Here is a 25490-nt window from a genome sequence, read left to right as displayed (position 1 = left end):
GCAAAAGAGGCGTTTACGGCCCTTTCGCCTCAACTCATCTTATATCTAAGCGGACCTGAAGATACCTTTTATCAGGTCAATCAATGGATTCCAGTTCTAGAGCGCTTAGAACTTAAATGTGCAATCGTTCTCAGGAATGCGCCTGTCTTTAGACAGATGTCGGCTACCGAAATTCCCGTCTTCTTTATTCGGACCAGCCGCGATCTGGAATGGGCATATTCGCAGGGCCCACGGATTGTCCTATATCCAAACAATCGAGAGAAAAACGTTAATTCCCTACGACATTCAGGACTGACCCACATTTTCATTAACCACGGGGAGTCAGATAAGAGTGTCAATCAAAGCAAGATGCTTATGGCGTATGACCATCTCTTCGTGGGAGGGCGGCTGGCCGAAGAACGCCTCAGTGAAGCAGAACTGCCGCTACGGCCTCAACAAGTCGTTCATGTTGGCCGCCCTCAAGCTGAGCTTGCTTTGGAGTATCGGCACCAAACGAATAAAATTAAAAGAATTTTGTATGCGCCGACCTGGGAAGGCGGGATATCTGCTACTAGCTATAGCTCCGTCAATTCGGTTGGCCTGAGCTTGCTCCAGCAACTGGCAGATTCGAAACAATACGAAATCAGGATTAAGCCCCACCCGTTAACCGGCACTTCTCAACCCAGTGCAGCTGCAGCTCTCGCAAAAATGCGCAATATGCCCGCTGTCGATTTCTACGATGCCTCTAGTTCAATTCACGACCTGATGAACTGGAGTGATATCATCATATGCGATGTTTCAGCAGTACTTAATGAATATCTTGTAACAGGAAAACCTATAGTACTTTGCAACATTCTCGGCAAAGATTTATGCCTTGAAGAGCTGTCTCGAGCATACCCTTCATCGAAGGCTGCGTACGTATTACAACCAGCCGGATCAATTATCGATATCCTCGAGGAGATCGAAAGCGGCGACCCGCTGCTGGACGAAAGACGAGAGACGAGATTGCATTCGATGGGAGAAGGCGGCGCACTACAGCGGTTCGAAAGCGCACTACTCAAATGCCTGTCAAACGCCTGAAATTTAGACAGCTCGGCTATCAATGTTGAATAGCATTCGGAATAATATTAGGACGTTCAGGGCCTACACTCGAGCAACGATAAAATATTATCGACTTGCTGGTCAAATTCCAATCGCACTATTATTTCTGGAAACGCTCGCTCCCTTCTTAAGGAGAGCGGTTACGCTTCTGGTTCTCTTCTCAGCCTTTCGTTTGTACGTTGCAAATATCCAGACAGCCAAGGCTTCAGATTCATTCCTGCATTTGGCCATGCCCATATTCATCGGCATCGCTGTCTACCTAACACTCCCGCCATTAACGGGAGCGGCGATTTTTTTTCTGCGCCGACGCCTCCCCAAGCGGCTCCGCGCCGCAGGCTTAAATAAAATTGCCGATGATTTTGGAATTCCTCCCGATCATTTTACATCTTTCATATACCGGCATCGGCGATTTTCGTCATATGCCATTGCGGCACCATTCATCTACCTAACTTTATATCTGTGTGGAGAATATGTCCTCCTATCATTTATTATATCGGAGCTACTATTCTGGGTAGGACTTTCATTAGTTAAGGTACTGCCGCTTCACAGAAGCCTATCGCACAGGGTTCTTCATATAGAAGGATTTTTCTACCTCTCCTTTGCGTTATATCTATTGCTTCTCGCAATTTTTCTCTATTTCGGACCCCATGAGTTCTCACCCGAGCTACTCGTAATTGTAATTATGTTGCCACGAGTACAAAGCCGCAATATGCGAGGAGCGGCCCGCGCTTTGATGTTGCGCAGACTTAGCGTCTAACAAATGGGCGCCCAGTGAACGAACTTTTCGAATAAGGGGTACCACCCGCACTCAGTTCGAGGAGTCTTTTTACGCATTTTTGAGAATAACGTTTTTCGCAGGCATCAAAAGGACCGTTCAGTGATTGAAGTTGATGGCAAGATCCCGATGCGTTGGTGGGATAATGAAAAGAATTTTGGCGACCTTCTCGGGCCATGGCTCGCCGAGAAAATGACGGGGAAACCTGTTGTCTGGGCCAACAAAGACGAGCCCCACTACCTGACAATCGGTTCCATCTTGTCCCGCGTCAGCCCGACCTCTGTAATGTGGGGCATAGGATCCTTTGGCACAGAAGGGAAGATGCGGGTCAAGGGAGCTGGGACGCCCTTGGCTGTGCGCGGGCCGCTTACCCGCGCGCGATTCGAAATGTTTGGCGGCAAAGCTCCTCGCGTCTATGGAGACCCTGCCCTCCTGGTGGCGGATTACTACCATCCGACAATTGAAAAACAGTACGAGCTTGGAGTGGTATTGCGCTGGTCAGAAAGAAAACGAATTGAAAATCTTAAGTTGGATGGCGTTCTTGTAATCGACTTACTTACTGACGACATTGAGGGTACGATAGATGCATTCCTTTCCTGCAAGCGCATTTTGACGACGTCGCTTCACGGATTGATCGTGTCAGACGCATACGGCATTCCCAACGCATGGCTCACGGCCGACACTGGTCGTGGCAAGGAACATAAATTTTGGGATTATCTTCTTTCAGTAGGTAAAGAGCGCCAACCCGTCGAATTTGACTTCGGTGACAACGATCTCACTGTAGACAAGCTTGTTTCCGTTTTCAATTTTGATAGTCGACCAATAAGCTTGGATTTAGAACCGCTGCGCGCTTCGTGCCCATTTATTGCCTCTAGCGCTGTCATTGCTAAGGCTGAGGCTAACGCGCTCGACCAGAGCAAACAAAGTGAAATTCTGCGTCTCGAACGCCAAAAATGGTGGAAGCCTAATAATTGGCGCTATTACATGGGTTCTGGTTCAAAAAGCATCAAATCGCCCCCAAATCGCCGATCGTCAAAGAGTCAATGAACAGAGATACCGCTTAGCCTTTCAAGCGCTCTACTTCTCGTCAGGATCGCTCCGGCCAGATAGCCTGACCGGTATTTCTGTGCTCTCCGGCAGGTCCCGCAAGTCCTGCCGGTAGGCCAGCAGTTCGGCGTATTCAGATGCCGATAGCGAAGTCGGGCGACCCAAGAGCAGTTCCTCAGAGTGCCGCTCGACCAGCCAGCGGGTTTCTTCGAACCGGCGGTCTCGCTCCGCCCACAGCGCGGTCCGGGTCTGCTCTTGCAGCGCAGCAGCTTTCTGCTCAGCCGTGATGATGATCGAGGGATCAGGCGTCCAGGTCATCTTCGTCCTCCTTGGGATCATGGGGCAGAACAAGGGGCCCGTCAGCAGGATCGACCAGCGGATCGGGGAATGCGACAGCTGGGCTTGGGTTCGGCCCATGCGGCAATAACATTGTCAGGTGCAACTCGCCGTTAATGCGTTCGATCGGGCTGGTAATCCACGGGCTAGGACTATTTTCTACTGCGATTGTTGCGCCATCGGGCAGCGTGGAAAAATCGAAGACATCGCCGTTGATAGTGAGGGTGTCGCCCTGGCGGGATGCGGCAAGTGTGTCGTCTCTCCTCTGAGGAGAAAAATATATAAGCATTAGAACCACCTTCCGATTGCCATTACCTGCAAGTAGGCCCCGGTTACATCGCTGGACACGGCTATGATGCAGAGACCCCTTATATGGGCCCCCGTGATGTTATGTGTTGTAGCCCCAGCCCACGTCAAACCACCGCCAGTGGCTCCCCTGTTAACTGCTGTTGTGCAGCGGGGGACTCCGCTAAATGCGGCAGGAAAATCCCATTGAGGTATTTCTTTGAACCGGAAGCCCCCTGAGGAACCGTCAACGTTAACACCTCCAATACTATGCCAACAAATCTGTACCCCATCTGCAAACCTCACATATTCGCCGTTGACATTACTACCTCGTTCAATGATGCCTCCAGTCGGTATACCTTCATCCTCCCCGACCGGATCGAGGATGTTTGCTCGACGATAGACGTCGGCTGGAACCGCAGGCGCGAGGGCAGCAATCGCCTGGGCAATGCGCTCGGGGCTCCAGGAGCGAATCTCAGCAATCGCCCCGGCCTCGGCGTCGGATTGACTTACAGGCTGTTGCTCAGGCTCATAGTCACCGGCAATCTGAGCATTTAGCCCAAGCCGCGCTGCTTCCGCATCACCATCCGCTCCCAGCCGCGATACCCAGAATGGCGTCACCCCATCGATATCGCCGGTCGGACCTCGCGGGATGGCCAGATCAAGCCGGAACCCACCCTCCACCGGAACAAAATCGGCCTGCGCCGGCTGGCCAGGCTCCAGCGTGGTGGTGGTGCCGGGAAACAGTCGCATGCCTTCCGGAATGACGAAGCTCATGTCATAGCCGCCCGGGCGGGGCGAAAGCGTCACGTCGGGCGCGCTGCCAAACGGGGCGTCAACCACCGAGGCAACGTCCAACTCAATCGCCGGGCCCGAGAACATCGCTGGCTCGGACCAGTCTCCATCCGCTGAGCTGTTTTTGGAATAGATCGCCGCGCGACCATCGCCGATATCGGAGACCAGAACCCGGAACCGCGCCGGGCGGGCGTCGAACGCATCCCGGTCCGCTAGCGTATCGACCTGCATGTCGAAATAGGCTTTCACATCGCCCAGTTGTTCCAGCACCCGGCGCGTCTGCGCCGTCGAGCGCTCGATGATGCCGACATAGCGGATTTCGTAGGGCGCATCCGTGATCGTCGTGCCGGGCCACGGGGCCCAGAGCTCCAACACGTTGTCCGCTGTTACTTCCCGGACCCGCTGGGGCGGGACAAGCGGTTGGGCGGGATCGCAGAACAAATCCCCGGGCATAATGGCGTCATCGCCCCAGAACAGGTTTTCGCCGGTTACGGTCGTGCTGCCGCCATCCACCGACACGGTGCCGGTAGAGTACCAAGTTACAAGAGCCATGGCTGGTCTATGTCCTGATGTAGCCAGGCCGGATCACGATCTGGCCGGTATAGGTGGAAGAAAAGTCGTGGGCGCTGTTGTTGATCGAGCAGGCGTTGAAGCGGCGCGGGTGCTTGCCGCCATATTGCGGCGTGTCCCCACCCAGCCCACCATTGGCACTGGGTGGTTTGTGCTGGATCAGCGCCGCAGGGTGCCCCTTGCGGTAAGAGCCAGCAAACGTACTGCCAGAAATCCAGCCCCAGCCTTGGTAGCTGCTCTGCCCCCAAGGGTCGCCGCCCGCCCCCGACAAGGGCAACCGACCATTGTCCTGCGGGCTGCCAGGCTGTTGCGCCGAGACCGGCCCCGGATCGATCACTGACTGTCGGCGGACCAACTGCACTTCATTTCCAGACAGAACGATATCGAATGAGCGCCGCCAGATCTCGGTGGCCTCAACCAGGCACGAGCCGCCCGGCAGGCTCACCCATTCATTGGGGATCAGCGGGGGCACGCCCTGGTCGCGGAAAGTGTACGGGGATTTGGTGCGGTTCAGCCGCACCCGCACATCGATATAATTGGCCCCCGCCGGGATGGTGCCGATGGTCGTCGGTCCCAACACCCGGTTCTCCGGCTCGATCATCGTCAGAGAGACGCAGGTGTCCTGCGACGTGCTCGGCCGCCACGGCCCCGTGCCCGGCCAGGAGGGCGGGTTGTACCACCGGTTGTGGCTGTAATTGACGAACTTGGAGAAATCCGGGAACGCCACGCTGAGGCTGGTATCGATCCAGTCGGCCTCCGGCAGCAAGTTGACCGGCGGGAACTCGGACGACCAGCGGACCTCCCCGCCGTCGCCCTCTACCGTGATGACGCCGGGCTTTTCGTTGTGAACCCTGCCCATTACACCCCCACCGGCACAAAGGGCGGTGCCGTGAACGCGCCGCCATAACCCGCCTCTGTCGTGACCGAACCGCCGGTGGCAATCCGCGCCCGGCCATTGTTAAGGTCCACAGTGCGGGCCTGATCGATGTTGAAGGGGCTCGCGCCGCCGCCTTCCCGGCGCGCATAGGTGCGGCTGGTTCGGACCTTGCCGCGCCCGATGATCGTTTCGCCGCCACCCCCACTGAACAGCGGCAGCGATGCGTCCTCGACCGGCACCCGAAACACCATCACCTGATACGCCCGGCTGACTGCGCCCAGCCCCGAGGACGAGGAATTATAGACCTCCCGCAGCCCCACAGCGCCCGGGGTGATGTAGGGCGAGACGAAACGGCTGCGACCAGCGCTGGCCGTCTGCACCGCCACCCCGGGCATGAGCATGCGGCCACCATAGGCAACGAAGGCCAGCGGCACATAGTCCAGCCCGTGATTGACAAGAGTGTGCGAGGCCGTCGCCACCCGTCCGGGCACGAGATACCCGGTCGTTGAGACCGGGTTGTTGCCGTCATAAACGAGGTTATAGCCCCAATAGATCGAGCGCCCCGCCAGAGCCGGATGCTCCACCGTCACCGTCTGGATCGGCATGGCCAACTCGTACTGGAAGAACTCCGAATGCCAATGGACACGGGACACATGCGCAGCGGGATTTTTCGCCGGCGCATTGCGGGGCGCATTGATGTCCCGCCAGTCACCGCCGCCGGGGGCCTCGTCGAAACACGCAACGATGCCCTCGGCGGGAAAGCCACGAAGAACTGCTATCATCTACCCAAAGCTGAATGCGCCGCCGCCGTCTTGCAGCATCGAGATTTTGACGGTGCCGGTCGGGTTGCGGAAATCGCCATTGGCATCAAACAGCGCCACCGGCGTGCCATCGGCGAGAAAGAACGCCACGTTGTCAGCCATAAAGCCGATGCGGGTCGCCTCATTGGGGTCTTCGGGCACGTCGAGGAACATGGTGGCCAGCCGCAGTGAACCATCACTGGCCATCACCTGGATGGCATAGCGGGCCGAAAAGCCCGCAGGTGCAGCCTGAGTGTCCCACATGACATTGATCTCAGACGAACTTCCGCCCAGCGCCGACCGAAGCGATTGAATGGCCCGCCCCAGCGCTGAATCGGCTTCCGGGTTGAGCGCCACTTCGATCACTTCGGTGAAGCTCGCCTCCAGCCCTTCCAGCTCAACGGTAATCTCGCGGAACAGGGCTTCACGCTTGGTGTAGTTTTCCCGGTCCACCTCTTCGAGCAAGGTACCAAGCTGCTTGAACCGCTCGACCAGTTCACGCGGCTTGAGGCCCATCTGGTCGAGCACGTCGCGGGCGAGGTTCGAAAGATCAACGTCCAGCCAGTGGCTGGGGATTCTGATATCGGGCACCTCCCCGGCCAGAAACTCCCGGATCACCCACGGGCCCTGGACCGTTCCGATCGCGGCCACCCGCAGGGTCAGGAGCTGCGGCAGCACCGGGACGACAAACCGGTTGGCCTCACCCTGGAAAATCGGCGTCCAGCTCTCCTCACCATCATAGCTGACCTCGGCCACATAGCCTGTCGCGCCAATGGCTGGCTGCCAGGCGGCATCGAGCTCCAACCCGGCGCCGGTGGCGCGCAGCTCGGCCGAAAGCCCCAAAATGATCGGGCGTAGCGGCACCGCCGGCGGCAGGGTTGGCGGCGTCCAGGGTGAGGGCATTACCTCCTCGCCATCGGCCATATAGACTTCCGGCGCATCGATCACGGTGACGATATCGACCCGGTCCGGCCCGTTGGGCGCAGCGGAGACCACCAGCCCGTTGAAAGGGCGCGTCTCTCCGGCACAGATCAACACATGCGCCGGCTCCTGCCGCGCACCAGCCAGCAAGCCATCAAGGCTGCCCATCTGATTATGCACCGTAACCAGATCATCGGCATCGAGGACAAGAGTGCGCCCTTCAAACGCCTCAATGCGGCACGGGCCCCACTCCCGCCCCCGCTTGTCGCGCAGGATCACATAGCGCTCGGGGCTAGCCCCCTCCCAAGGGTCGAGGTCAAACCACAGCGCGCTATCGTCCCACACATCGCCGGCATAGTCCCGATCGATGGTCAGCGTGCGGCCGACACGATCCACTAGCGCCGCGGTCGCCACTTCCTCGATGAATGGATGCTGGACAAGCACCGGATCGCCCCGCACCAGCATCTTGCCTTCCCATTCCGCCGTGAAGGCGACCAGCTCACGCTGATAGGCATTGATGGCGGCGTCGGTCACCGCTTCGCGCCAGGCGTGATCGTGATCGGTGATCCCGAAATATTCGATCCGCTGCGGCGCGTCCGAGCCGATAGCGGCCAGCGATGCGCGCACCTCGCGCGTGTCCCAAACGGAGCGGTCGCGATATTCGCCAACCACATGGTCGGGCTTGTCCTCATCAAACAGCACCAGCTCGTGCTGAAAGCTGCCGCGCACCACGTTGCGGGGCGTAAACACCGCCCGCTTGATGTGTTTTGGCTCCAGCCGGGTAAAGCCGATCTTGCCGCCAATCCGCACCGGCTGCGCCCTCCCCACCCGCAATACAGCACGCAAAGCGTCCGACGCGGTCCAGGAGCGGTCGAACACCCCATTGAATTCATCGCCCCGGCCGGCCCACAGATCAGCCTTGCTGGCCAGCCAATCGAGATCATATTGCGTGTCGGGCAGCCCGATCGAATAATCCTCGTTGCGCAAGATGTCGGCGGCGGCCCAGGCGATCGAGGCGGTCTTTTGCTCGATCCACGCGCCCTGCGAGCGGCTCCAGACTTCGAGGTAGCGCGATGCGGTCACCCTGATCTGGCTGGCCGAGGCCTGGCTGAGCTGTTCATTGGCGCGGATTTTCAGGGCCAGCAGGGTGCAATTGGGCGGCGTTACAAACCCGGTGAGATAGCCCCGCAACCCGGCCCATTGCACGGTCGAAATCACCTTGTCGGACTTCGAAAATGCCTGGGTCGCGTCAAACCGCACCCGATAGCGTCCGGCGGTAACCTTGACCGAGCGCGAAAGACGCTGGGGCGTGCGTGTCGCCTTTTCAAAGCGCGAGGCAAAGAGTGTGCTCCAGCCGCCGATCGGAGCGCCGGCGTCGTCGATCCGCTGATATTGCGCGCGCAGGCTGACCGCGTGTTTCTTGATCTTGCCGTTGTCACCATAGGCAAACAGCCCGCCAGGGAACATGAAATCCACAGCAATCCGGTCGATCTCGGTTCCCGCCGCGTTGACGACGAACGGCCCCAGCACGTCGGGCGGATCGGGCACGGTCTGGTTGGCGACTTCGGTCGAGGTGATCACATTGGCCGGAAACAGCGTCACCGCCTCGCCGGGCTGGATAATCTCGATTTCCAGATCGGAAAAGCTCGGGCTATAGCCCCCATCGGCGTTCCAGGCTTCGGTCTCCCCGATATCGATGCGCTCGATATCGGCCTTGCCCAGCGTGATGGCGAACAGCTGATAGAGGAACTGATCGTTCCCCTGAAATTCGGAATAGGGCCGCGCGGCAAAACGGGGCGGGAAGCGCTCGCGGCCATAGAGCACCGGGATCGTCTCAAAGGGCGTCGCCTGGTTCGAAGCCGCATTGGCGAGATAGACCTGTTGCGGGCGCTTTTCCGGGCCGGGATCGACGGGCGGGAACAGCATGTTGACCAGGAACGACCCCCCGGCCAGCACCAGCCCCGACACAAGGCTCGACCCGATGGTGAAGGCCGATCCGGTCAGCCCCATCACGCTGCCGGCCACCCAGCCGCCCACCATGGGCGCGGCAATGGCCAGCGCGATCGCCGCCACCAGCCCGATGATCTGCTTGCCCCCGCCGCCCGAATTGCCCGGAATGGCGACAAAGCCCAAAACATCGCTGGCCCGCATCATGCGCACGGCCCATTGGGTGCGCAGCACCGGCTCGCCATCCATGATGGCGATGGTGGGCAGGCGAAAATTGAGGCCATGCAGCGCGACGATTTCCGCGATGGTCATGGGGCGGGGCAGACCGATCACGCGGTCGGGCGCGCCAAACGGGCCGGTAAACAGCACGGCTTTGCCGCCCGCACAGCATGCAGGAAGAGAAATGCTCATCGGAATTTTGATCCTTATGCCGGCAGATGGAACCGGAATTTGCGCCAGCCCTCGGCCTCCAGCTCGATCAGCCGGGAAGCGACGACGCCTGCCGATTCAACGGCGTGAATGACCAGGCCATCATCGTCGGCCAGCCAGACGCCCATGTGATAGCCCTGCTGGTGGCGGGCCATGGTCACCAGCGCCCCATCTTCGGGCGCTCCGATCTCGATCCAGTTTTCGCGTTCGGAATGGGCGGCGATCGCCGCCGCGATAGCCCAGCGCCCCGCCGTGCCGGGGATGGCGAATCTGGGCATGTCGCGCCCGAACAGCCCGCGCTGCAGCGCCCGTGCCGCGCCATAGCAGTCATAGGCCTCCGGCCCCTGCGCCCCGAGCCTGTAGGGGCAGCCAAGCAGCGCGGCAAGGACCGCCGCCCGCTCCGCCTCAGCCATCATTGTGGCCTTCCAGCGCATGGATGATCTCATTGATCGCGGCGCGCACCTCAGCCAGCAGCGCGCCGTTCTCGATCTGCGGCAGCGAGAGATCAGCGGAGATCTGGTTCAGCGCCATGCGCACCTGACCGTAATTTTCCAGCCCGCCGGCCGCACCAGCGCCGAGCCCCTTTTCGATCACCGCTTCGATCGCGGCGACAAAGGCGGCCCGCGGCGCCCCGTTCTCAATTCTGGTGATCGCCATCAAGTGCTCACCCCGTGCAGGCCCGGAAAGCTGTCGCGGTCAAAACTGCGGCGCGGAAAGGCCTTGTTGAGCAAATCCACAAAGCCGGCCGTGCCCGAAAGCTGCAGCTGGGTGGCGCGCACCACCTTCATGGTCAGTTGGTCATAAATCATGTCAGGCGGGCCGTCGCAGGCATAGGTACCGGTGCCCAGATCGCGCACCGCCACCCATTGCCGAAAGATTACCGTGGCTGAAGCGCGCACCCGCGCCGCCTTTTGCAGATAGGGCCAGATCGAGCGCGGGACGTTGTCGAGCTTTAATTCCAGCGTCCCGAAACTGGTCTCGCTCTGCTCGGGTAGCCGGATATCCATGGCCAGCGGGTCGTAGCGCTTTTGCTTCCCGCCAAACAGCGGGGCCATGGCTTCGTGCTCCAGCGTCCAGGCCCGCTCATCGAGCGCGATCCGGATCGAATCCTGATTGTCTTCGAAATCGACGAACTGGGGATGGATCAGCTCCAGCCCGGAAATGATGAACGTATCGGCGGGCGCAGAGGCCAGCGCTTCCTCATAGGCAGTGGTCCAGTCGCTCATCAGTAATCCTCGACATCGAGCACAACAGACACCCGGTGCCGCAGGCCATGACCGGGGTTGTCCCGATAGGGCTCCCGCAAGCGGCAGGTGCGCGTCACATAGGCCCCGCCCTTCCAGACGGGCATGGAAAACGGCAGCACGCCCTGGACGAGATCGGCGTCCACCCAGGCGGCAAAGATGTCGAACGCCTCATTGCTCATCCGGATCGAGAACCGCAGCGTGGCGATTTTCAGCGTCGAGCGCGGTCGGGCACGGATTGGCCCGTCTTCCATTTCGGTGGCGAGTGGCGCGCGAAAGGCATCGCCCTGAAAGGAATTGGCGAGCGGTTCATGGGGCACATCGGCGGGCCAGATCTCCATCAGCGCCCACCTCGCTTCAACCCGAACACACTGCGCAGCGATCCATCGAGATCACCACGCACAAGTCCGGAATTGACGGTGCCGATAATGACACGGTCGATATCGATGCCATCGGCACCGGTGCTCGTTTCGTGCTGCACCTCGGCTCCGGTGTGATTGTGGATCTCCACCCGGTTGCCCTGCTGGACACCGGAGCGCCCAATCGCGCTTTCAAGGGCGCGCATCATCCCGCGAAACAGCGCATCGGCATTATCCATCTGGCGCGGCGTAAAAATGCCCTCCCCTTCCTCGGCAACCACAAGGCGTTCGCGCCGGTTGAGCCCGCCCATGTGGAACCGGTCGAGCCCGGCCAGCGCAGCCCGCGTGGCGGGCGGGTTTCCCCGAGCCACCGTCCATCCAGAGTGAGCGACCGGCACGCCAATCGGGGCAAAGCCCGCACCCCCGCCCCCAAACATATTCCCCAAGAACCCGGCAATCGGGCCGGTGATCCCCTGACGGATGGCGATCCGCAACAGATCGGCAATGATCGAATTGGCGAGGTCTTTCACATCGGCTTTCCCGGTGGTCACCAGCGAAACCAGCGCATCCTCTGCCTTGGAGAACGCCGAGGCCCAGGCATCGCCCACCTGGGCGGCCAGGTCCCGGTTCTGCTCGACGATCCGCAACATCCCGAACTGGAACCCTGCCGTCCAATCGTTCTGGGCCTCCAGCCGCCGCCGGGTCATCTCCTCGACGGTCTCGGTATATTGGGCTTCGGTGAGGATCCCGTCGGCGAGCGCCTTTTGCACCAGCGCGAGGGCATGGGCATAATCGGCCTCGGTATCGACCGCCTCGGCGCGCTTGAGCACTGCTTCGGCCACGGCGCGATTATAGGTTTCCTGATCGATCAGCCCCCGCGCCAGCATGGCGTTGAGCTGGTCCATGGTGCGCGCATATTCGTCCGAGGCGGAGCGCAAACGCTCGATCAAGCGCTCTGCCTGCTGCGCCAGTTCATCCGTCCCGCCGGCACTAGCTGTACGCGTTGGAGCCGTAACCGGTGCCGATCGCTCGGACTCCCGGCCCTCCAGAATGGCCATGATCCGGTGCTCTTCTTCCTCGATCGCCTTCAGGCCATTTTCCAGAGCAGTCATGCGATTGGTTTGGGCCTGGGCGGCGATCTCGCCGGCGGTGCCGAACGGATCGTTAACCGGTCGCCAGTCGTCGGTTTGCAGCGAGAGAAGCTCCCCCTCCATTTCCACCCGCTCACCACCCAGCTGGATCAGCCGAACTTCCAGATTCCGGGTTGAAAGCTTGTCTATTTCCCCGCGCATAAAGGCGATGGCGTCGGCAATGTCGCGAATGACGCTGGCAACCCAGACGATGAAGTTTCCCGTCTCCACGATAATGGGGGTCAGCTCCATGAAGGCAGACTTCAATTGCGTGTCGATCACCCTCGAAACGGTGGCGAACTTGGTCTCGACCTCGCGCGCGCGTTCAAACATGTCCTTGTGCATCACGATCCCGAGCTCTTGGGCATCGGCTCGAAACCGGGCAATCGCCGCCGCCCCGGCATCGATCATGGAGATGAACTCTTCACCCCCCTGCCCGCCGAAGATCTGCCCCGACATCCGCAACTGATCGGGACGCCCGAATTCGCCCAGCCGCGTGATGATGTTATCGAACAGCTTTTCGGTGTCTTTCAGACCCTCCCGCACATCAGCCTGGGACAGGCCAATCTGGCGGAACGCCTCTGCCGCCGCCCCACCCCCGGAAACGGCAAATTCGCCCGCCCGGATGGAGAGCTCACGAAAGCCATCCTTGACGGCGTCCTGGCTGACATTGAGCTGGGAGGCGGCATAGGTCATTTCCTGGAAGGCCTCGACGCCCAGCCCCGATCGGCGCGCCTCCTCCTCGATCTCGCGCAGCTCGCGGGAGACCTCCACCACCTTATTGCCCAGCAGCACCAACCCGCCAATCAGCCCGGCGATACCCAGCCCCAGCAGGCCGCCACGCGACAGGAGGCGCCCCAGCGTGCCGGCCTCTCCGGCCAGTCCCTTGAGCGAATCCTGAGCGCCCTGTGCCGCCGAATTGACGAGTTTGAGGCTATCGGATGCGGGCCGGCCGGCCTTTTCGATTTCCTCAAGGGCCTTCGACCCCTCCTTGCCGAAATGCTGCAGGCTGCGGGTCGCCACCTCCTTGTCCTTGACGGAAAGGCGGATGCCGACTTCTTTCTCACCCTTGGTCATCGCCATCCTTCTCGTTCACCGCCGCAACGAACCCCATCTCGCAGGCCACTAGCAGATCCTGCGCCAGAGGGCGCCCGACACCGGCTTGGGTCAGCTGCTCGATCGGCATGTCGAGTTCAACGCCAACGACAGCGCCCAGCCCGGCCACCCGAGCCCGCCAGCAATTATCCTTGAACAGGCCCCAGGCCATCCGCCCGGCATCGGTTTGCGGCGCGCTGCGCGCATACATGCAGCTGCCGGGCGCTGTGGTGGCGCAGGCCTCGCCCGCCGCCTTGCACCCGGCGCAATAATCCTCGCCACGGCCCTTGCCAAAATGCCAATGGGCAAGGGCCGTCAGACGTTTTTTTCCGTTTCCTTCTTGCGATAAGGGGCCATGGCCTGGCTGACATACAGATCCGCCGCCCGGGCATCGAGCATCAGATGGACGATGTTATCCGCCTTGAACGGCAGGTCCTTTCCGTCCTCGTCCACGATGCCGTCCCAGCCGATGATCTGCATTTCGGCCAGCGACAGGGCAAACATCGCGTCCCAGACGCCCTGCCGCTCGATGGGGTCGGACAGGTCGGGAACGCCCAGCACATGTCCGCCGGCCCTGGTCACCGCCTCCCCGCTTTCCGACAGCACCACGATCAGCGCATCGGCCCGCGCCCGTGCCGCATAGACGACGGGCGAGCTGACCGGCAGGCTCATCACCACCCCGCCATCATAGAGCGGGATGGCCACCGGGCTTGTGGAGGGTTGCACCGAAATCCGCATCAGTACGCCTCAACGTCGTTGATCAGCGTGACGCCGAGCAGATAGCCAAGATCGGCATCGTGAGCCGCGCGCCATTGCCAGCTTTGCGAAATTCCGCCCGGCCCGGTGATCGGGATTTTGGGATTGGACAGAAACACCCGAGGCAGCGAAAAGACCAGACGACGGGTGGGGTACTGGCGCAGGGCAAAGGCAAATTGCAGCGCGCAGGGCGTTTTGGCATCGGCCAGGTCCTCAAGCGTGGCGTCGATACCAAACCGTGCGTCGAGAGAGCCCGAGGCCGTCCGTTCGCCCTCGTCGATCCCGTCGATCACCCCATCGGCGCGAATGGTCTCGACCGGCTCCAACCCATTGGAGAACGCGAACCGCGCCGCGGTGACACTGGCCAGCGGATCGCCATCGACGGTGATCGAGCCGGTGATGTTATCAAACGGCAGATAATCGAACTGGAGAGGCGTCGCATCGCGCGCACCGGTCAGATCCTTGATCTGCTTTTGCCCGATCAGCGGGATTTCCAGCAGCGCGCGCCCTGTCCGGCTCATGTCGAAATTGATGCCCCCGGCCTTGACGCCGAGCACCGTCCGCCATTTGGGCACCGACAGTTTGGGGTGGCCGGTCTGGATGGAAAAGCTGGGCAATTCCTGGCCCGAGGCAAAAACGTGGGTATAGGTGTCGTCCTGATTATCTTCAGTATCGGGACTGCCCAAAATCAGCGCCAGCGCCGCGCCGATGGCGCGTGAACAGGCCGGCATGATCATGTTGTCAGAGACCGTGATCGGCCCTTCCACCGGATCGCCGGCGTCCGGGGTGCCCCGGTTCCAGGTGGGATCCTCTTCGAGCGAGGTTTCCGGCGACAGCCCATAGGATCGCATGGGCAAACGGGCATAGACTCCGCCGCCGACACCATCGGGCGCGGTGCCATAGTCAGATTCCCTGGCGATAAGCTGGACGGCATCGGCTCCGACCGCGCGCGGTTTGGTCATTGTCCAATCCTTTCAGAAAAAAACATCCGGCCCAATGCCGGTGAGAATATGCAGCGCCGCGATCAGCCCTCGCGGCGGTCGCTCCAGTAGTCGATCTCAAAGGCGATATCGCAGCCCTTCATGCCGGCGGCGCCCATGATCTCATGGGTGGTGAATTCGGGTGGCAGCATGCGCCAGTCCATCACCTCATCCGGCCAGTCCGAGATGGCAGAAAAGGCCACGCTGATCGCCTCGATCAGCCCGTCCAGGGCCTCATCACGGGCCGCAGCATCTTCAGGGTTAAAGCTGGTTTCCGGCACAGCGCTCAGCACCAGCAGGGTGAGTTTCGGGCGCAGCGAAAATTCAAAGCGCTCGGGGTTGAAATATTCCTCGATCAGCTCAGTCGATCCATCCGAGAGCGACAGAAAACGCCCACCTAGATCATGGATCGGCGCATTGCGCAGGATCGGCCGGTCAGGGGCCGCAAGGCCCGATTGCAGCGTCGCAAAAATCCGCTCTCGCACCGATCTCATTGCCAGGCCTCAATGATGAACCGGATCATGTCGTCACCCGCCTTCTGGTATTCATGCTCCAGATCCCAAAGCTGCTTGAGCCGGACAAAGGGCACGAGAAAAAACATCACCACCGTGCTCCACCCCTTGCGGTATTTTCCGGTTTTGGTGAGCCCATCATTGGCGATACGGCGCGAAATCTTCCCTGATGCCGTACGCCGAACCGCATCGACAACCAGCAAGGAGGGTCCGGTGCGGCGATAAACGAACCGCAAGGGGCCGTATCGTTCCTCGTTCCAATTCGAGGGCGACACCGGTTTGCCCATGTACTGTTTGGGCGCGTCCGGACTGGGAATGGCAAGAAAAAACCCGTTGGGGCTGCGGACCATTTGGGTCCGGGAGAATGCTTCGATGATATGGGGCGCATTCGACCAGACCAGCCCGGTGGGGCCCAGCGATCGCGCCGGCGGGCGCGGATAGATGGAACTGCGCCAGGCATTGGCAACCCGCCGCGACCCCATGCTGGCAAGGACCAGCTGGCGCAGGCGCAGCTTGAGCGCTTCTGTCGCCTGGGCCGTTCCAAAGGTCACCGCCCGGGCAGCTTCGGCTTGTTCATGCGCTATCTGCTCTTCGAGCTTTCCGAAATTGGCCGCAACCAGTCGCATCAGATCCTCACCAGCGCCATGACGATTTCCACCCGCCCATCCCCGGCAAATTCGAAATCGATCACTTGCCAGCGCGCGCCATCATCGATGATGTCTCCGCGCCGCAAATCGGGAAAGGCCGCCCGCGCCGCCCGGGTTAGATGGCTCGCCGTCCGCAGCTTTTCGCCAAACACCTCGAAGCGCTCCGAGCGCGGCTCGATGCCGGCGATGGCATGGTGCAGCACCACTGGCTCGCCTCCGACCGGGGTATAGACAACGTCCTCGAACAGCTCCTCACGGATCGTTTGGTAGCTGTCGAGGACGAGATCGCGGCGCATGGCCTAGCCGCCTGCCCGTTGCAGTTTTCCGGCTGTGCGGAAATCGTCGAGCGTTGCCCGCCGCGCCTTGCCTTCAGCCCGCAACCCATCTGCCGCATCGGCCTCGATGCTGACGATGGTGCCCCGGGATCCGTGCTGCTTGTCATCGACCAGCAGCACCACCGACCGACGCGGCCCGCTGGGCTTTTTGGACTTTGCGCGCCGCTTGCGCGTTGCAGGCCTCTTGCCCTCTTCGCCGGCGGCATCGGTCTGGGCCGGCGGCTCACCCTGCTCCTCTGAGGCGGAATCCTCGACACGTTTCTGCGCTTCTTCGATCCAGCCGGCCAAATCCTCGGCCCGGAACAGTGCTGCATCGACAAATTTGTCAGGCTCGGTAATCGCGGCCAGCGCCGCAATGGTGGCGATGCCCAGCTTGCCCAGGGCCTCGGCATGAGCCGGCCCGATTCCCTTGATGATCTTGAGGTCTTCCATCGATCTGTCTCACCTTCTCGAAAAACGTTAAGAGGCGCCAATGGCGCCCCTGCTCATCGCGTTTTGCCCGCCTAGTTCGGTCCGGCAGAAGCCGAGATCTCGACCATCACTTCGGGGCGCTTGGGCACCACCAGCGGATTGGATTCCGAGTGCAGTTCGATGCCCTTGCCGTGCTTGAGGATTTCGGGAGAAATGTAGATTTCCTCGCCGATGGTGTTGACGAACCGCACGTCGTCGGCAGGCGCGAACCAGGTCTTGAACGTGTCCATGGTCCCGATCGGGTAGCCATGGCCCATGCCCGGCGCGATGAAGCGCTCATTGACCACTTCGTTGTTGGCGTTGCGCACCGGGGCCGAGCCGTAATATTCGCGGAACAGGATCGAGTGGAACTCGAACACCCGGCCCCACTGCCCGCCCAACCGCTCACGCTCGGCGCGCGCAATGGCCTGGATGCCTTCCTGGTGGCCGAGCCAGAACTTTTCGACCTTGGGGTGCTGGATGAAGGTGTTGATGAACTCGCGCGACACCAGAACCTCGACGCCCGACATGGTCTCGCCGCGCAGATTGTCGGCGACATGGCCGAACACTTCATCGCATTTGGAGATGATATCGGTGTTGGGATTGGCGAGGTCGAAATAGACGGTCTTCTTGGTCCGCCCGAACACCTCGTAAAGGTCGTAGAGCAGAACACCATTGCCGTCGCGCAGCTCGCCCTTGAGCGCGCACATCCGCAGATATTCGAGCGTGATGTCGTGATTGTTGCGGATATTGGCGAGGCGCTTGACCATCTCATCGTCGAGGGTGGCCGGACGCTTGGCGCGCCCCACAAGGATCATCAGGTTCTGGATATCCTGCGGGGTGATCAGATCGTCATGGGGGAAGTGGGGCACTTCCATGAAGATGGTCTTGCCCTTCTCGCGGCCCGCCGGCGTGCCCGGAGCGCCCCGTTCCTTGGCGGGCAACACGCGCAGAATGCCGTCCTCGAGCCGGATTTCGACAAGGGTGGAAATCACCCCTTCGGTGTCGAACAGCCCCATGGCCCGCAACAGGCCGAAGGAATTGGGGATGCGATTGACCTGTTCGGTGAGGTCCGTCGCGGTATAGGGAAAGTTGAAATCTTGCGGATCCATTTTTCAACGGTCCTTTTCTCATCAGGAAAAAAGCGAAAGGCTGATCGCGACGGACCGCCCGGTGAGCCGTCGCGGGATCAGCCGCGACGGACCTTGATGCCCTTGGCCAAAGCCGCTGCGATCAGCGCCGCGCGATGCTCGGCAGGCAGATCGGCGGGAAAGACGATCTCGTCTTCGAGCACGATCGCCGGGCCGCATTCCAGGGCGAGCACCGCGCTGTTCTGGCCAACCGGCGCACTGGCGCGCATCAGCGCAAAGCCATGGAAAATCTGGCTGCCATCGGTGGCTTCGGGGTCCCATTCCTTGGCCATGGTGCCGATCGGCACACGGATTTCGAAGGTGTCGCCCTCGGCAAAATCCTCGTCGCCATCGGCAATGGTGAATTTGACAACCCCATCGAAGGGATCGCCAACCTCGGCAGTCCCGACGGAAACATCGGCTGGATCGAACACCTCGAATGTGCCGCCATCGGCATCCGTTGCCGTGCACACAGCCCGGTAGATGCCGGGCACCACGCCCGTTGCCAAAGCCGGGGCAGCGAGGGTCAGGACCCCGTTGCCGACATTATCCGCGACAGCGAGAACACTGGGATCGCCGCTGGCAGCAAGCCCCAGCGGGGTGCCGATCTCGATGCTGCGTTTTGCCAGCGTACCGGCCAGCACAGGCAGCGTTTCGCGGGTGAACTGGGGGTCAACCTCGAATTTGAGAAAAGCGGTCTGCAGCTTGGGGGCTGCGACCGAAAACGATTTGCCAAGCATGGCGTCAATCCTTGTGGTGATGAACACAAAAGACCCGCCCGGCAAGCGCGCGGGGCGGGTCAGAGCGGGAGTGCGAAAAGGCTATTTGCGGCGGGCGTTGAACCGATCGACCGCCGAGGCGAGCCCCCTGGCCGAGGCCGCCGCCCCGCCATGGGAGGCTCCGGGGTTCTTGTCGCGCCCGGCCATGGCATTGCCCAGGCGCGATCCCTTGGGCGCTGCGGCTAGCATTTTGCGCGCCTCGCCATAGGTCAGTTTCTTGGCCCCGACCTTGCGGCCGAGCTCCCGTGCAAGCCCGTCACGCCCCCTGGCCTCGGAACAGCCGAGCAGGGCAAAGCCGGCTTTCGTTCCGGTTGCATGGGCGGCGGGATCTTCCTCGTCGTCCTCGGCCTCTTCGTCTTCGGTTTCCGCTTCGGGATCCTCGTCGTCCCCTTCCGCTTCCTCGTCCTCGGTTTCGGCTTCCGGATCGTCTTCGGTCTCGGCCTCACGATCGTCCTCATCGGTCTCGGATTCGGGGTCGTCGCCCTTTTCCGCCCGAAGCCGGACGCCAAGCGATTTGAGCTGGCGCCTGGCGGCAGCGTCGCCCCTGGCGGCCCTCGACCGCAGGGCCGCAATCTGGTCTGCAAGAGACATATCTGCTTCCTCTTCTGTCGTAATAGCGGCCCCTGCCGCCGGTGCCCCCGATGTGTCGAGGGATTGATGCAGCGCGGCAAAGGCCGCACGTTCGGTTGCGATGCCATCGACTAGGCCGAGGGCAAGCCCGCTCATGTCGGGGTCATCGTGTTCGGCGAGATACCAGCGCGCTTCGGTGGCGCGAATCTGGTCTTCGGTCATCGGACGCCCATCGGCGACCGTCGCTACGAACCGCCGGGCGATCTGATCGACAACGCCCTTGAGATGGGCACGGGCATCGTCGGACAGCGGCTTCCATTCGGCCCCATCGGTCTTGCGCGCGCCCGACTGGATGGCCTCGACCTTGATGCCCCATTCGGCCAGCATGTCGGAAATATCGTAATGGGTGATCAGAACCCCGATCGACCCGACATCCCCCTCGCGCGGCGCGTCGATCCGGTCGGCGGTCGAGGCCAGCGCATAGGCCGCAGAGCAGGCCATATGGGCATGGACGTGAAAGGGTTTGGCGCGCGCGGCCAGCTGATCGCAGAGATCGAAACACCCATCGACCAACCCGCCGGGCGAATTGACCCGGGCAAAGATCGCCCGCACCCGGTCGTCCTCCTCGGCGGCGGCGAAACTCGCGCCGATCTGGGCATACCCGCCCGTCCAGCGATCTTCCCACCAATCGTAATGACCGTTGGGGGTCATCACCCCGGCAATGTCCATTACGGCAATGCCGTCAACGATCAGATACCCCTCGCCCTGCTCGGCAGTCTCGGCCCAGGGCAGCGATGGCAGACTCAACACCTGTGGGCGTTCCGGGATATCGCTGCTGGCGGATGGGCGCAGCCCTAGCGCCGACAGCGCGTTGCCGATCAGCCCGCGCCCCGGGCGCTGGGCCGTCAGCATGCGATCGAGAAGGCCCAGCGCATGGGTGCGTTCGAGCAGCAGGATTTGTCCCGGACGCCGCAGCGCCAGGTCGAGATCGGTCATGTCGGAAAATCCTAGTTTGCGTTGGCGCGCTGGTCGTCGAGGTCGCTGCGCGGCACGATCGTCAGATCGGCCTGGGGCTCAGACAGGCCGTAGCGCTCTAGCTCGTCGCGCTCGCGGGCCTGCTGTTCGAGCACCAGCTCCCAATCGAGCCCCTGTTCGGCGGCCTCACGCTCCAGCGTCGATGTGCGCCCCCGAATCCGCTCGGAGCTCGCCTGTGCCTCCTTGACCGGATCGATATAGCCCCGGCCCGGCCCGATCCATTCGGCGCGCAGCCAGGCTGCAGGCCGGTCATAAAAATCTGCACAGCCCTTGGGGATCTCGATCATGTCGTTGTCGAGCGCGTCTTCAAGCACCGTCGCAAACACAGGCAGGGCAAAGCCATAGATCAGGACCGACCGCAGCCGCTGGATGCCGCGCCAGACCTCATTGAGTGCCGCCCGCGCCGAGGAATAGTTGGTCTGGCTCCAGTCCATCGACAGCTGCTCATAGGAGATGCCGAGCGAAGCGGCGAACGATTGCAGAAAGGACCGCGCGAATGCCGGATAGCCCGCCGTCTGGCGGGGCTGGGTGTTGAGATCGAGCCGATCGGTTGGAAACAGCGTCAACAGCCGCGCATCGTTGAGGATAGAGCGATCGGAATAGAATTCGCTGCGCTGGGTATTGAACGCGCCCCAGTCGGTGCCGTGCAGATCATCGGTCCCCAGACGTTCTGCAGCATAATCGGCACCAAGCTGGGTATAGATCGCTCCGATGATCGACCCGTTGATGGCCGCCGCCCGCACCTCGTTTTCCGAATAGCGATTGAGCATGCGGGTTTTGACAAGGCTGGACACGAGCCGCGACACGCCGCGCGACTGCCCCGGACGGCGCTTGTCATAAAGGTGGATCACACCCGGCCTCTGCCAGCCATTTTCGGTGTCGTGCCAGCGCTCGAAATAATCCCAAGTGAACGGGTCCGATGTCATGCCGAACACATCGGCGGGATGCCCGCGCCGGATGTGGTACCCGATCGGGGCCCCGTCCTCATCCTTGGCCACGCCCTTGCGCAAAAACTCCGTGTCCGGCAGGCCGGCGGGATTGGACAGCCGGTCGGGGTCGACCATGTGGATGGACGTCCGATAGGACCAGCCCGGCATGTCCCGGAACCGCATGACGGCAAGCCCTTCCCCCACCCCGACAAATTCGCGCGCCGCCATGGCCGCAAGGCCGTTGAAAGGCAGTTGGCGCTCGGCATCGCAGCGGAAAATCGGATCATCGGCCCAGCCACGAAACATCGACTGGATGGATTTCCCCAAGGCGTGCGCGGCATCGGCGGAAATGCCCAGCGCTTTATGATCGGGCTTGGAATTGAGCCGCAGCGCCGCGCCCACCAGCATATCGACCTGCCGGTCGATCCCCGCCGAGACCGTGCCGTCATTGCGCTCAAGGTCACGGATCCGGGCAACCGACACATCCCGATCGCGCAGCCATTCTGCATCCGCCGATTGCATCGGCGGCATCCAGCCGCCCAGCGCGGAATGACCCTGATCGGCAGCGGCATAGGCCGTGCGCGGCGCAGCGGCCACCGGGCGCAGCGATGCCCCGACACTGTCACCGGCCCGTACCCGAACGCGAGGCTTGCTCATGGACGATCTCCAAACCCGATACGCACCGGGCCCAGATTGCTCCGCTGCCCGGTTACCCGCGACAATTCCAGTTCCAAAAGCGCAATCGCCTGGTTGATCTCTTCGAGCGTGACCACTTCCTTTTTGGTGCCGCCGCTGGCATGGGTCACTTCGACCACGGCCCCGCCAATCAGACGCTTGCGGCGCGCCGCATAGAGCTGGGCCAGGTCAGCCTCGATCTCGACTCTCGAACGCACGATCCGCATCTCCTATCGATTGAGTTTGGCGAGGGCGCCGAGCCCATCGTCTTTGGGGCCGCAACCAACGGAGCGGGCTGGGGCTTCAGTGGCCGGTTCAACCGGCACGACACCGGGAACGGCGGCGACCGACGGGCCGAACAGATCGCGTTCCGCCGAAGCGGTCATCTCGGCCAGCTCACGGGCGCGCTTTTCCCACTGGCTTTCGTCCCAGTTCCACAGCCCGACGAAATGGGTGAGCGCCCAGCCATAGACGTTGCAGTCCAGCCAGTGGTTGGCGTAACGCGCTTTCCAGCGGCGGCGCTTTTCCCCGTTCACCTCTTCGGTCATCACATATTCGGAGACCAGCTGGCGGAAATATTCTTCCTCGGCGTCTGCCGGATAGTGCTGATAGCCCACCGGAAACCCGGTCTCGCCCTCTTTGGGCAACCGGCCCAGATAATGCATCAAAGCGCCCTTGATGCCCCAGGTGCCCACTAGCCAGACCTTGATGCCGAACTTTTTGGCCTTGCCGGCGGAGAGGCCCGTCTTGCGGATTTCGGCAGACTGGGCGCGGGAAATCGGCAGCTTCGTCCAGCCATCCTCACCCTTGAGCGCCAGGGCATTGTGACGGCGTTTGACCCAGGCATAGACCGGTTCGGAATTGTACCCGCTATCGACGCCGATCATGTCGGCGGCAACCCGAACCCCGGCAAAATCAATACCCCGATCGGCAATCGCATCGAGCTTGGGCCACGCGCCCTCGAAAGCCACATCGGTGGTTCCGGCGCAAAAACCGGCATCGAGGTGCCAGACCTGCTTATTCGGCCCCCAGCCGAGGAACGCCCAGTACATCCCATCGCCCTGCACGTCGACGGTCAGGGTCACATAGAGCACGCCCGCAGGGGCGACGCCCCGTTGCCAATCGCCCTCGCGCCGGGACGACAGCGATTCCCAATCGGGTACATCGGTCTTGGGTTTGTACGGCCGCCCCAGATCGGAGTTCTGGAAGGGCTGCAATTTGGCCGGATCGTCCCCGGCTTCCTTTTCCCGCGCGACAAGGTTGTCCCAGCGCTCGAAGATCGACATCTCGCCGGTGATCACGAACCCCACGATCAGATGCACACCGGTATCGCGGGTACGCCAGACCTCGATCTCGGCGGCGGGGATCGTCTTGGGCGGCACTTCTCCGGTTTCTGGGTCGGGCCGCGTCGGGATCCACGCGCCCGCCGCGATCATCTCGGGCTTGTCGTGCTCGAAATGGGCTTCGCCGCACTCGGGGCACAGGAAATGGGAGCGGTAAGGCGCAACCTCATTGCGCACGAGATCCTCAAACACCAGATCCGTCAGCGCCCCGCATTTCTTGCAGGCCATGTAGAAGCGCCGCATGTCCGAGCGCTGATAGTCGGCATCGATATCGGCACCCTCGAATTTGGGCGTCGACACGTCATATACCTTGCTCATCCCGAAAATGCGGTACGTCTTGAGCCGGGCGTCGGACAGATCCTTGGGATCGCCTTCCCCATCGGCATTGTCGGTCCAGGCCGAGCGATCGTCGCGCACCATGTAGCGGATCGAGTGCTGGCGCAGGCTTGCCGCCGAGTTCGCCCCCGCAAGGTTCATGAACCCGCCCCGGAACCGGATACGCTCCGAGGTCGAGCCCTCACCCGAACGGGACTTTTGCGGGATCACAGCGCCCCCGCGTTTGGGATCGAGCACCGGGGTGGCTTCGATCGTGGGCTGGAGCTTTTCCTGATGCCAGTCTTTCGCCGCCTTGACCGTCGCCTGAACGTACATCATCGGCCCCGGTGTGCGGTGCATCACAAAGCCGATCCAGTTTTCGGCCACCGCCGAACCGCCCGACTGCGAACACTTCATGTTCACCACCTGCTCGCACGGGTGATCGGGCGAGAGGCAATCCATGATCTCGACAAGGTAGGGCGCGGTCTCATTGCGCCAGGGTCCCGGTTTCGATCCCATCTCGGGCACGATGCGGTGCTTCTGCGCCCATTCCGACACCTTCTCGCGCGGATCGGGCAAAATCCCGCTGGCCGCCCCGCGAAAGACAACCCGCCCGGCTGCCCGGATCACCCGCTCGCTGGTGGCGTGCAGATCACTCGTCATCGGCCTCATCCGCCCCAAGGGCATCGAGCTCATGGGCGGCAGCTTCGAGCACCGCGCGGATTTCCTTATCGAGCGCCACCCGCATCGAGGCGGCATCGGGTTGCGCGATCAGCCGATCGGCCAACGTGGCCGGCAGCGACAACAGCCGATCGCGGATCTTGCGGAACGCGGTCATCGTGCGGTCCTCGACATCGTCACGATCGACCAGCCGCCCGATGCGCTCTTCCAGATCGAGCCGGGCGTTCTCGGCGTTGAAGGCTTCCCGCCGGGCCCGCGCCTGCTGGTAGCTCGCGCCATCCGAGAGCGGGCCGTCGGGCAGCGGATCGGTCGTGTCCAGGCGCGGATCCTCGTCCGGCTCGGCAAACAGCGGCGCGTCGATGCCGTTGCGCAGATACTGAGCCGGGTCGGTTTCTTCCCGCACCGCCCGCATATACGCAACCAGGTTGATCAGCACCGTCCCGCGCGGTCCCGGTCGCGTCGAGAGCCTGCCGGCGCTGACCAGATCGCGCACCCGCTTGTGCACGGCCTGGCGGCTGACCTTTTGATGTTTGGCGGCCTCGGCCAGCGACACCCAGACATTGTCGGGCGCCCCGGCGTCAACCGTAACGCTGGCGTCCGTCAACGGCGTCAACCCTGTCAATTTTGATCGAAACTAAAAAACCCCCGCCCTCAGACGCCCCG

At 61.8% G+C, this 25490-nt stretch carries 27 protein-coding genes; 2 read left to right on the top strand and 25 right to left on the bottom strand.

The genetic code is table 11. From position 1 onward, the window contains the following. Positions 1-156 precede the first annotated feature (156 nt). Entirely contained in the window at positions 157-1059 is a 903-nt protein-coding gene (locus VNS12_RS14840; protein WP_325488630.1) for a CDP-glycerol glycerophosphotransferase family protein, read from the top strand. Between the two features lie 898 nt (positions 1060-1957). Further along, on the top strand, positions 1958-2902 hold the full coding sequence (locus VNS12_RS14835; protein ID WP_325488629.1) for a polysaccharide pyruvyl transferase family protein: 945 nt from the start codon (positions 1958-1960) through the stop codon (positions 2900-2902). 30 nt (positions 2903-2932) lie between these two features. On the opposite strand, the gene VNS12_RS14830 is transcribed toward VNS12_RS14835, so the two are convergent. The 25 genes from VNS12_RS14830 to VNS12_RS14710 all read right to left on the bottom strand — a co-directional run bounded on the left by VNS12_RS14830 (position 2933) and on the right by VNS12_RS14710 (position 25431). Continuing rightward, positions 2933-3220, bottom strand: a complete 288-nt coding sequence (locus VNS12_RS14830; RefSeq protein ID WP_325488628.1) for a tail fiber assembly protein — start codon at positions 3218-3220, stop codon at positions 2933-2935. Beyond that, the gene (locus VNS12_RS14825; RefSeq protein WP_325488627.1) at positions 3204-3527 is read right to left on the bottom strand and encodes a hypothetical protein; all 324 of its coding nucleotides are present in this window, start codon (positions 3525-3527) and stop codon (positions 3204-3206) included. The genes VNS12_RS14830 and VNS12_RS14825 overlap by 17 nt, the downstream gene beginning before the upstream one ends. Beyond that, entirely contained in the window at positions 3527-4870 is a 1344-nt protein-coding gene (locus tag VNS12_RS14820) for a hypothetical protein (RefSeq protein ID WP_325488626.1), read from the bottom strand. Before VNS12_RS14820 ends, VNS12_RS14825 begins: the two co-directional genes overlap by 1 nt. 7 nt (positions 4871-4877) lie before the next feature. Continuing rightward, the gene (locus VNS12_RS14815) at positions 4878-5747 is read right to left on the bottom strand and encodes a hypothetical protein (protein WP_325488625.1); all 870 of its coding nucleotides are present in this window, start codon (positions 5745-5747) and stop codon (positions 4878-4880) included. Next, the gene (locus VNS12_RS14810; RefSeq protein ID WP_325488624.1) at positions 5747-6547 is read right to left on the bottom strand and encodes a hypothetical protein; all 801 of its coding nucleotides are present in this window, start codon (positions 6545-6547) and stop codon (positions 5747-5749) included. The genes VNS12_RS14815 and VNS12_RS14810 overlap by 1 nt, the downstream gene beginning before the upstream one ends. Continuing rightward, the gene (locus VNS12_RS14805) at positions 6548-9844 is read right to left on the bottom strand and encodes a host specificity factor TipJ family phage tail protein (protein ID WP_325488623.1); all 3297 of its coding nucleotides are present in this window, start codon (positions 9842-9844) and stop codon (positions 6548-6550) included. A gap of 14 nt (positions 9845-9858) precedes the next feature. Continuing rightward, positions 9859-10278, bottom strand: a complete 420-nt coding sequence (locus VNS12_RS14800) for an NlpC/P60 family protein (RefSeq protein WP_325488622.1) — start codon at positions 10276-10278, stop codon at positions 9859-9861. Then, entirely contained in the window at positions 10268-10519 is a 252-nt protein-coding gene (locus VNS12_RS14795) for a hypothetical protein (protein ID WP_325488621.1), read from the bottom strand. The genes VNS12_RS14800 and VNS12_RS14795 overlap by 11 nt, the downstream gene beginning before the upstream one ends. Continuing rightward, positions 10519-11088: a DUF1833 family protein gene (locus VNS12_RS14790; protein ID WP_325488620.1), complete on the bottom strand. Its 570-nt coding sequence runs from the start codon at positions 11086-11088 to the stop codon at positions 10519-10521. Before VNS12_RS14790 ends, VNS12_RS14795 begins: the two co-directional genes overlap by 1 nt. Beyond that, positions 11088-11447, bottom strand: coding sequence for a hypothetical protein (locus VNS12_RS14785; protein WP_325488619.1), 360 nt, complete (start codon positions 11445-11447; stop codon positions 11088-11090). Before VNS12_RS14785 ends, VNS12_RS14790 begins: the two co-directional genes overlap by 1 nt. Continuing rightward, positions 11447-13672 carry a phage tail tape measure C-terminal domain-containing protein gene (locus tag VNS12_RS14780; protein WP_325488618.1) on the bottom strand — a complete coding sequence of 742 codons (2226 nt, stop codon included), beginning with the start codon at positions 13670-13672 and terminating at the stop codon, positions 11447-11449. Before VNS12_RS14780 ends, VNS12_RS14785 begins: the two co-directional genes overlap by 1 nt. Next, the gene (locus tag VNS12_RS14775; protein WP_325488617.1) at positions 13659-13901 is read right to left on the bottom strand and encodes a hypothetical protein; all 243 of its coding nucleotides are present in this window, start codon (positions 13899-13901) and stop codon (positions 13659-13661) included. Before VNS12_RS14775 ends, VNS12_RS14780 begins: the two co-directional genes overlap by 14 nt. A 104-nt stretch (positions 13902-14005) precedes the next feature. Further along, positions 14006-14428 (bottom strand): hypothetical protein, encoded by a 423-nt coding sequence (locus VNS12_RS14770; protein ID WP_325488616.1) that lies wholly within the window; start codon positions 14426-14428, stop codon positions 14006-14008. After that, positions 14428-15408, bottom strand: a complete 981-nt coding sequence (locus tag VNS12_RS14765) for a phage tail tube protein (RefSeq protein WP_325488615.1) — start codon at positions 15406-15408, stop codon at positions 14428-14430. Before VNS12_RS14765 ends, VNS12_RS14770 begins: the two co-directional genes overlap by 1 nt. A gap of 62 nt (positions 15409-15470) precedes the next feature. Next, entirely contained in the window at positions 15471-15920 is a 450-nt protein-coding gene (locus tag VNS12_RS14760) for a hypothetical protein (protein ID WP_325488614.1), read from the bottom strand. After that, complete coding sequence (locus tag VNS12_RS14755) at positions 15917-16564, bottom strand: DUF6441 family protein (RefSeq protein ID WP_325488613.1); 648 nt, start codon at positions 16562-16564, stop codon at positions 15917-15919. The genes VNS12_RS14760 and VNS12_RS14755 overlap by 4 nt, the downstream gene beginning before the upstream one ends. Next, positions 16564-16881 (bottom strand): hypothetical protein, encoded by a 318-nt coding sequence (locus tag VNS12_RS14750; RefSeq protein WP_325488612.1) that lies wholly within the window; start codon positions 16879-16881, stop codon positions 16564-16566. The genes VNS12_RS14755 and VNS12_RS14750 overlap by 1 nt, the downstream gene beginning before the upstream one ends. Before the next feature lie 3 nt (positions 16882-16884). After that, entirely contained in the window at positions 16885-17352 is a 468-nt protein-coding gene (locus tag VNS12_RS14745; RefSeq protein WP_325488611.1) for a hypothetical protein, read from the bottom strand. Between the two features lie 71 nt (positions 17353-17423). Further along, positions 17424-18482, bottom strand: a complete 1059-nt coding sequence (locus VNS12_RS14740) for a major capsid protein (RefSeq protein ID WP_325488610.1) — start codon at positions 18480-18482, stop codon at positions 17424-17426. Positions 18483-18559: 77 nt separating this feature from the next. Next, positions 18560-19240, bottom strand: coding sequence for a head decoration protein (locus VNS12_RS14735; RefSeq protein WP_325488609.1), 681 nt, complete (start codon positions 19238-19240; stop codon positions 18560-18562). 81 nt (positions 19241-19321) lie between these two features. Further along, the gene (locus VNS12_RS14730; protein WP_325488608.1) at positions 19322-20845 is read right to left on the bottom strand and encodes a S49 family peptidase; all 1524 of its coding nucleotides are present in this window, start codon (positions 20843-20845) and stop codon (positions 19322-19324) included. An 11-nt stretch (positions 20846-20856) separates the two neighbouring features. Beyond that, on the bottom strand, positions 20857-22470 hold the full coding sequence (locus VNS12_RS14725; protein WP_325488607.1) for a phage portal protein: 1614 nt from the start codon (positions 22468-22470) through the stop codon (positions 20857-20859). After that, on the bottom strand, positions 22467-22706 hold the full coding sequence (locus VNS12_RS14720) for a hypothetical protein (RefSeq protein WP_325488606.1): 240 nt from the start codon (positions 22704-22706) through the stop codon (positions 22467-22469). The genes VNS12_RS14725 and VNS12_RS14720 overlap by 4 nt, the downstream gene beginning before the upstream one ends. 12 nt (positions 22707-22718) lie before the next feature. Further along, positions 22719-24809, bottom strand: a complete 2091-nt coding sequence (locus VNS12_RS14715) for a phage terminase large subunit family protein (RefSeq protein WP_325488605.1) — start codon at positions 24807-24809, stop codon at positions 22719-22721. Then, a complete protein-coding gene (locus tag VNS12_RS14710; RefSeq protein ID WP_325488604.1) occupies positions 24799-25431 on the bottom strand; it encodes a hypothetical protein in 633 nt (210 codons plus the stop codon). Before VNS12_RS14710 ends, VNS12_RS14715 begins: the two co-directional genes overlap by 11 nt. Between the last annotated feature and the right edge of the window lie 59 nt (positions 25432-25490).

It is taken from the genome of Pelagibacterium sp. (assembly GCF_035555455.1).
Taxonomy (GTDB): domain Bacteria; phylum Pseudomonadota; class Alphaproteobacteria; order Rhizobiales; family Devosiaceae; genus Pelagibacterium.
Note: the sequence above shows the minus strand (reverse complement) of the source record. Positions and strands in the feature narration are given on the sequence as shown.

Bases quoted from the DNA above. Each gene is read 5' to 3' on its own strand.
- VNS12_RS14840 (WP_325488630.1), top strand. From the start codon at position 157: ATGTCGGCTACCGAAATTCCCGTCTTCTTTATTCGGACCAGCCGCGAT.
- VNS12_RS14830 (WP_325488628.1), bottom strand. From the start codon at position 3,220: ATGACCTGGACGCCTGATCCCTCGATCATCATCACGGCTGAGCAGAAA.
- VNS12_RS14825 (WP_325488627.1), bottom strand. From the start codon at position 3,527: ATGCTTATATATTTTTCTCCTCAGAGGAGAGACGACACACTTGCCGCA.
- VNS12_RS14820 (WP_325488626.1), bottom strand. From the start codon at position 4,870: ATGGCTCTTGTAACTTGGTACTCTACCGGCACCGTGTCGGTGGATGGC.
- VNS12_RS14815 (WP_325488625.1), bottom strand. From the start codon at position 5,747: ATGGGCAGGGTTCACAACGAAAAGCCCGGCGTCATCACGGTAGAGGGC.
- VNS12_RS14810 (WP_325488624.1), bottom strand. From the start codon at position 6,547: ATGATAGCAGTTCTTCGTGGCTTTCCCGCCGAGGGCATCGTTGCGTGT.
- VNS12_RS14805 (WP_325488623.1), bottom strand. From the start codon at position 9,844: ATGAGCATTTCTCTTCCTGCATGCTGTGCGGGCGGCAAAGCCGTGCTG.
- VNS12_RS14800 (WP_325488622.1), bottom strand. From the start codon at position 10,278: ATGATGGCTGAGGCGGAGCGGGCGGCGGTCCTTGCCGCGCTGCTTGGC.
- VNS12_RS14795 (WP_325488621.1), bottom strand. From the start codon at position 10,519: ATGGCGATCACCAGAATTGAGAACGGGGCGCCGCGGGCCGCCTTTGTC.
- VNS12_RS14790 (WP_325488620.1), bottom strand. From the start codon at position 11,088: ATGAGCGACTGGACCACTGCCTATGAGGAAGCGCTGGCCTCTGCGCCC.
- VNS12_RS14785 (WP_325488619.1), bottom strand. From the start codon at position 11,447: ATGGAGATCTGGCCCGCCGATGTGCCCCATGAACCGCTCGCCAATTCC.
- VNS12_RS14780 (WP_325488618.1), bottom strand. From the start codon at position 13,672: ATGACCAAGGGTGAGAAAGAAGTCGGCATCCGCCTTTCCGTCAAGGAC.
- VNS12_RS14775 (WP_325488617.1), bottom strand. From the start codon at position 13,901: ATGTATGCGCGCAGCGCGCCGCAAACCGATGCCGGGCGGATGGCCTGG.
- VNS12_RS14770 (WP_325488616.1), bottom strand. From the start codon at position 14,428: ATGCGGATTTCGGTGCAACCCTCCACAAGCCCGGTGGCCATCCCGCTC.
- VNS12_RS14765 (WP_325488615.1), bottom strand. From the start codon at position 15,408: ATGACCAAACCGCGCGCGGTCGGAGCCGATGCCGTCCAGCTTATCGCC.
- VNS12_RS14760 (WP_325488614.1), bottom strand. From the start codon at position 15,920: ATGAGATCGGTGCGAGAGCGGATTTTTGCGACGCTGCAATCGGGCCTT.
- VNS12_RS14755 (WP_325488613.1), bottom strand. From the start codon at position 16,564: ATGCGACTGGTTGCGGCCAATTTCGGAAAGCTCGAAGAGCAGATAGCG.
- VNS12_RS14750 (WP_325488612.1), bottom strand. From the start codon at position 16,881: ATGCGCCGCGATCTCGTCCTCGACAGCTACCAAACGATCCGTGAGGAG.
- VNS12_RS14745 (WP_325488611.1), bottom strand. From the start codon at position 17,352: ATGGAAGACCTCAAGATCATCAAGGGAATCGGGCCGGCTCATGCCGAG.
- VNS12_RS14740 (WP_325488610.1), bottom strand. From the start codon at position 18,482: ATGGATCCGCAAGATTTCAACTTTCCCTATACCGCGACGGACCTCACC.
- VNS12_RS14735 (WP_325488609.1), bottom strand. From the start codon at position 19,240: ATGCTTGGCAAATCGTTTTCGGTCGCAGCCCCCAAGCTGCAGACCGCT.
- VNS12_RS14730 (WP_325488608.1), bottom strand. From the start codon at position 20,845: ATGACCGATCTCGACCTGGCGCTGCGGCGTCCGGGACAAATCCTGCTG.
- VNS12_RS14725 (WP_325488607.1), bottom strand. From the start codon at position 22,470: ATGAGCAAGCCTCGCGTTCGGGTACGGGCCGGTGACAGTGTCGGGGCA.
- VNS12_RS14715 (WP_325488605.1), bottom strand. From the start codon at position 24,809: ATGACGAGTGATCTGCACGCCACCAGCGAGCGGGTGATCCGGGCAGCC.